Origin of the sequence: Pseudanabaena biceps PCC 7429, from assembly GCF_000332215.1 — a bacterium.
In the GTDB taxonomy this organism is placed as follows: domain Bacteria; phylum Cyanobacteriota; class Cyanobacteriia; order Pseudanabaenales; family Pseudanabaenaceae; genus Pseudanabaena; species Pseudanabaena biceps.
In genome coordinates this window covers 22,893-28,892 of sequence record NZ_ALWB01000062.1, presented here as the reverse complement: position 1 = coordinate 28,892, position 6,000 = coordinate 22,893, and the positions used below count along the sequence as shown (strand labels likewise).

The following is a 6,000-nucleotide window of genomic DNA, read 5'->3' as shown; positions in this document are numbered from 1 at the left end:
AGGCAGTTTGTATCTCTTTTACTCTGCCTTTTTTTCCTTTTTTAGTCTAAACTCCAGTACTTACTACTCATACCAAATCACAAAATGGCTACGCCATTTTGTGATTTAAAAACCTTTACTGGGTTTGGTTTTTAATTTCCAAAAGTGTAGCCACACTTTTGGAAATTGGTATCATAGGTAAACGGCAATATCTACTCGCCCAGCCCTATTCTTGAGCTTTAAGCGAGATTGCGTAATTCTTGGTCAAAGCCCAAGAGGAGAAGGTTGGCGCTTTGCGCCAACCTTCTCCTCTTGGGCTTTATATTTATTAGGGAAGGAGATGCTTGACCATCAGGTGACGTTGCTCGCGGCGGAAGCCGATCTTGGTATAGAGCTTTTCGGCTGGCTCATTCCAGAAGTCAACGACTAAAGACAGCGATCGCATTTTTTGGCTTTGAAGGTATTCTTCAATCAAATTAAATACTTGTTTACCAATTCCTTTGCCACGATAGCCTTCGCGGATATATAACTCATCGACTAATCCACAGCGTCCGTGATATTCCATGCTAAAAAAGAAGGTCAGGGCTACATAGCCAATTAATTGATCGCGATCGCAAATTAGCCAAATCACCCCAAATTGTTCGTCACTGAGCAGCGCTGTAAAAGCTTTAACTACGGGTTCGTCAAACTTGATATTCTCAAATTGATAAAACTCCTGTACGATCTCCATCAATGGATCGATGTCAACAAACTGAGCCAATCGGAAATTAAGATCTAGTTCTGCCATTGCCTATACATTTACCTTGTAACTCAAGTTCAATTCATCCCCAGCCACACCACGAATACCCCAGTTATAATTTGGAGTTTCAATGAGAATAATTTCAATATCTAAGGAGGAAATTCCTAATTTGTCTTGCAAGCGCTCAAATAGCAAACGATAGAGGTTTTTCTTAGCTTCGATAGTTCTTCCCGCAAACATGAGGATTTCAATAATAATATATTGCTCGCTGCGATCACTAGGATATTCAAAGTCTTCGGATAATAGGGGGAAGAATCTTTGAAACTTCTTTTCGGGAGGATAGTTTAGCGCATCCACAACGCAGGAATGGATAGTGCTAGATAGAACTCTGCGATTTTGCTGAATAAAGTCAGCGTTTCCATAGATTTTTGTTTGTGGCATGACCTTTAGAACTATTAAGTAGCTGGGCATAATTAAAATCCAGAATCAAAAGCTGTAGCGCAAGCGCAGCTTGCGCTACAGCTTTTTGGATTTTATATTTAACTGCGCCTAGCTACTTAAAACTTGATCAATGATGAATAAGTAACTAAGCTTTAAAAATTAAAACCAGAGAGCATACCGCCCACTACGCGGACGGTATGCTCTCCTAGGTTTCAAATTTCTAGGTTTCAAATTTAATTATGCTTAGCTACTTATACCAGTTTTTCCATGAGTAAGTAGCTGGGCATAATTAAAACCTAGAATCAAAGGCTGTAGCGCACGCGCAGCGTGCGCTACATTTATATTTAACTGCGCCTAGCTACTTATGTACTCGCTTTGAATGAAGGCTGGCGATCGCCAAGTGTTTTTTTCAAAAAGTAGGAATTCATAAATCTAGATCTGGTTTCTTAAAAAATTATATAAAAATTATATAAAAATCGTACTAAAGTCGTTACATGGGGGCAATCTCATGACTTTAGCCTAGAAGAGTCGTGGAAGTGTCAAAATATGTTAAGCAAACATAAATAACAATATAACGACAAGGTTCGATCTTAGAACATGAAAGCAGCGATTATTGGTGCGGGTTTAGCAGGTATGAGTACGGCTGTGGAACTCAGCGAGCAAGGTTACGAAGTAGAGCTTTTTGAATCCCGTCCCTTCGTAGGTGGCAAAGTCAGCAGTTGGCTGGACAAGGATGGTAACCATATCGAGATGGGCTTGCATGTATTTTTTGGCTGCTATTACAACCTATTTGCCCTGATGAAGAAAACAGGAGCCTTTGAGCATCTTCGGCTTAAGGAGCATACACATATTTTTGTCAATCCCGGTGGTGCACAGGCTGCCCTTGATTTTCGGAACTTTGGCGGTGCGCCTTTTCACGGACTGAAAGCCTTTGTGACTACGGGACAATTGCCCCTAAAAGACAAGATCCAAAATGCGATCGCGATCGGACGAAGCCCCTTAATTCGTGGCTTAGTCGATCATGTCGGAGCCATGAAAGAAATCCGCGCCCTTGATAACATCAGCTTTAAAGATTGGTTTTTGGGGATGGGGGGATCGCAAGCGAGTCTCGATCTGATGTGGGATGCGATCGCCTATGGATTGGGTTTTATCGATTGCGAAAATATTTCCGCAAGATGTATGCTCACCATCTTCCAGTTCTTTGCATCGAGAACCGAGGCTTCGATTTTGAGAATGCTTGAAGGTTCTCCCAATGATTTTCTCCATAAACCACTCGTCAAACATATTGAATCAAAGGGCGGCAAAATCCATTTACGTCGAGGTGTGCGCGAAGTTCTTTTTGAAGGAGAAGGAGAAGACACTCGCGTCACGGGTTTGATCATCGGTAAAGAAGATGGGGAAGAGATCGTGACTGCCGATGTATATATCTGTGCCACGGATGTTCCAGGGGTAAAGAGAATCATTCCTGAGAAATGGCGGGTATGGTCACAGTTTGACAATATCTATAAGCTAGATGCTGTGCCTGTAATTACCGTACAACTTCGCTTTGATGGCTGGGTGACTGATATTGATAATTTACTCTATGCGGTGAAAGTTGATTTCTCTACCTTTGCGGATTTGGCGATTACCAGTCCCACCGACTATTATAAAGAAGGAGAGGGTTCTCTATTACAGCTTGTAATTACGCCTGCGGATGACTACATTAAGCTGAGCAATGAAGCGATTGTCGAGAAAATGATCGCTCAAGTGCATGAAATTTTCCCTTCATCCCATAAGCTAAATGTCACTTGGTCTAGTGTCGTCAAGCTTGCCCAGTCCCTGTATCGTGAAGCTCCTGGACAGGATCCGTTCCGTCCAACTCAACATACACCTGTGAGTAATTTCTTCTTAGCAGGCAGCTATACGATGCAGGACTACATCGATAGTATGGAAGGAGCAACGCTCTCAGGAAAGATGTGTGCGGCGGAAGTAACTAAGCGCAAACAGTTAGTTAAGGCTTAAGTAGAAAGAACCGTGCATAGCACGGTTCTTTCTACTTTTAAGTAAGTGGGCTTAATTAAATATAAAACCCTAAAAGCTGCGACGCACGCGCCGCGTGCGCCGCAGCTTTTAGATCTGGATTTTAATTAGGCTGAGGTACTTATAATAAACTATGGATTTACCAATCATCTATCATCCCAACTACGTCGCGCCGATCGCTAATACCAATCGCTTCCCCATGGAGAAGTTTCGTTTGCTTTACGAGATGCTGCTGACCGATGGGGTGGCGCAGCCCGAGCAGTTTTTTCGCCCAGAGTTGCCAGATTTGGAGGCGATCGCCCTAGTGCATGATCGCGAATATGTGGATGCCTATTGGAACGGAAATCTCGAACCTAAGGCTCAGCGTCGCATTGGATTACCTTGGAGTCCCGAACTCGCCTATCGGACGAGAATCGCCGTAGGTGGTACGTTATTAACGGCGAGATTTGCTCTAAGGCAGGGTTTAGCTTGCAATACCGCAGGCGGAACCCATCATGCCTTTCCTAGCTATGGTTCGGGCTTTTGTATATTTAACGATCTCGCGATCGCTTCGCGAGTGCTGTTAAAGGAGGGATTAGTCAAAAAGATTTTAATTGTCGATTTGGACGTGCATCAAGGCGATGGTACAGCCTTCATTTTTCAGAACGAGCCGCAGGTATTTACTTTCTCGATGCATTGCCAGATCAACTTCCCATCGATCAAACAAATTAGCGATCGCGATATTCCCTTACCTGAAGGAATGGAAGATGATGCCTATTTGCGCATGTTGGCTAATCATTTACCCGATTTGCTTACTGAAATACGTCCCGATCTCGTTCTCTATGATGCTGGGGTCGATCCGCATATAGGCGATCGCTTGGGCAAATTAGCCCTCACCGATGCAGGACTATATCGGCGCGATATGCAGGTTTTGAGTACCTGTGTTGCGCAAGGGTTCCCCGTGGCAAGTGTAATTGGTGGTGGGTATTGCGAAGATATGCGATCGCTAGTTTATCGACATTCCCTACTACATCGGGCGGCCAGTGATGTCTATCGCCAATATCGTCTATAGTTCTTGACGAAATGCTTTTAGCGCCGATTTGGGTTCCGCCATCAGCAAACAATGGGCAAGTAGCTCTAAATTGAGATTTTGTCTATTTACTAGTTCTAAGTAAGTGGACTTAATTAAATATAAAACCCTAAAACCTGCGGCGCACGCGGCACAGGTTTTATACCAAAGTTCAAAATGGCGTAGCCATTTTGAACTTTGAAAATCGTTACTGGGTTTGGCTTTTAATTCCCAAAAGTGTTGTCGCACTTTCGTGAATTGGTATTAGATCTGGATTTTAATTATGCTGAGGTATTTAATTTAGGAACATACTAGAGATGACTTTTCAAAGTAAATATATAGCTAGAAACCCCAAAGATGAGTGGTGGCGCTTTGCGCCGCCACTCATCTTTTTTTCTAAACCTTTGAAGAAAAACTATGGGCTTTAAGGATTGCTGCGACTAGAAATGCGTAGGAAATACCGCCCACTATCGCTAATAGCCAAAAGCTTACTAATGCACTTGTATTCCAGAGCGCATGAAGGAAAGCAGAACTGAGATAGCCGATTGTAAGAATTTGCCAACGGAGAGAAGGCTTCATAATGCTCAGCCCGATGAAATAGCCGAAATAACCGCTATATGCCATATGCCCAGCCACCGAGCCCAGTACGCGGGGAATTAGCAATTGCAAACCCGTCAGTTCGGCAATTTCCGTACTACCTGCCTGCGTTGTAATGCTTTGAACGATATTGGGTACGTATAGCCCAAGGGTTTCCGTTAATGTAAACCCGATCGCTGAGGCAGCACCAATTAAAATGCCATCTAATGGTTCGCTAATTCCCACCCGCGATCGCCATTTTTTCCCTCTCCATAGACCCACAAACCAGAGAATAAATACGGGCAAAGATTTAATTAATTCTTCCATCAATCCCGCTCCAAAAAACATCGCAATTAAAACGCTGATAAAGCTAACCTGACCCTTTGGCGTAGCTCCTGGCAAGACCTGATAAAAGAACCATAGAAAAATATTTAAAATTGGGCTTCTAAGAATTAAGACAGTTACCAGCGCTGCGCCTAAAATGATCCACCAAGGTTTCTTTTTGCCACAAAGTTGATAGACAAAATAATAGGCTGCAAGGCTGATATATAGCGAAATCGTCAGATTAAATAGCTGTGGTTGCCCCAAAAAAGCAAACATCATGACGACAAAGCCCACCGTGGTAATTCCAGGCAAGAGATAGTCCTGTTTCCACAGGTCGTTGCCCGTTGAAAAAATTGGTAAGAGTTTGGTGAAGGTAATGCTCGTAATTTGAGATTGGGGGCGCTGCCTCAACTCCGATTCTAAACTGGTGACAGGGGTTGCTAACTCAAATAAAAATTGGGGACCATCTTTGGTTAGTTGAATGCGATCGCCATGTTGTAGGGGACAACAACCATATAGGCGGCGATTGTTGATAAATGTACCATTGGCACTATCAAGATCGTAGATTTCCCAACCTTCAACTCGTGGTCTAGAATCTTGGCGTGATTCGGCAAAAATGGCGCGAATCTCGGCATGACGGCGGGACACAGCACCGTAGATATTGATATCGATCGCCACTTCACAACTAGGATCCCGTCCTAATGTCACCGAGCGATCGCCTAAGGTCGCCACAATTTCATCGCGATCTAGGCGACCATTAGAAATTTGCCTGAGAAAAGCAGTTGAAATAAGGCGATCATACATAGCTTCATTTATATCATTAAGTAGCTGGGCATAATTAAAAACCAGAGTCAAAACCTATAGCACAAGCTAT

General features: G+C 43.4%; 5 protein-coding genes. 2 read left to right on the top strand and 3 right to left on the bottom strand.

All coding sequences use genetic code 11. The annotated features are described in order from the left end of the window. Positions 1-307: 307 nt before the first annotated feature. Positions 308-766, bottom strand: coding sequence for a GNAT family N-acetyltransferase (locus tag PSE7429_RS09100; RefSeq protein ID WP_009626853.1), 459 nt, complete (start codon positions 764-766; stop codon positions 308-310). Positions 767-769: 3 nt separating this feature from the next. Continuing rightward, entirely contained in the window at positions 770-1,159 is a 390-nt protein-coding gene (locus PSE7429_RS09095; protein ID WP_040687937.1) for a tautomerase family protein, read from the bottom strand. Positions 1,160-1,756: 597 nt separating this feature from the next. On the opposite strand from PSE7429_RS09095, the gene zds reads away from it, so the two are divergent. Together zds and PSE7429_RS09085 are read left to right on the top strand one after the other, a co-directional pair. Then, the gene (gene zds, locus PSE7429_RS09090; RefSeq protein ID WP_009626851.1) at positions 1,757-3,160 is read left to right on the top strand and encodes a 9,9'-di-cis-zeta-carotene desaturase; all 1,404 of its coding nucleotides are present in this window, start codon (positions 1,757-1,759) and stop codon (positions 3,158-3,160) included. A 151-nt stretch (positions 3,161-3,311) separates the two neighbouring features. Next, positions 3,312-4,229 (top strand): histone deacetylase family protein, encoded by a 918-nt coding sequence (locus PSE7429_RS09085; protein WP_009626850.1) that lies wholly within the window; start codon positions 3,312-3,314, stop codon positions 4,227-4,229. Positions 4,230-4,622: 393 nt separating this feature from the next. On the opposite strand, the gene PSE7429_RS09075 is transcribed toward PSE7429_RS09085, so the two are convergent. Then, on the bottom strand, positions 4,623-5,930 hold the full coding sequence (locus tag PSE7429_RS09075) for a PrsW family glutamic-type intramembrane protease (protein ID WP_009626848.1): 1,308 nt from the start codon (positions 5,928-5,930) through the stop codon (positions 4,623-4,625). Positions 5,931-6,000: the final 70 nt, after the last annotated feature.

What these genes read in the sequence shown, in the direction of transcription:
- PSE7429_RS09100 (WP_009626853.1), bottom strand. Translation starts at nt 766, where the DNA reads ATGGCAGAACTAGATCTTAATTTCCGATTGGCTCAGTTTGTTGACATC.
- PSE7429_RS09095 (WP_040687937.1), bottom strand. Translation starts at nt 1,159, where the DNA reads ATGCCACAAACAAAAATCTATGGAAACGCTGACTTTATTCAGCAAAAT.
- zds (WP_009626851.1), top strand. Translation starts at nt 1,757, where the DNA reads ATGAAAGCAGCGATTATTGGTGCGGGTTTAGCAGGTATGAGTACGGCT.
- PSE7429_RS09085 (WP_009626850.1), top strand. Translation starts at nt 3,312, where the DNA reads ATGGATTTACCAATCATCTATCATCCCAACTACGTCGCGCCGATCGCT.
- PSE7429_RS09075 (WP_009626848.1), bottom strand. Translation starts at nt 5,930, where the DNA reads ATGTATGATCGCCTTATTTCAACTGCTTTTCTCAGGCAAATTTCTAAT.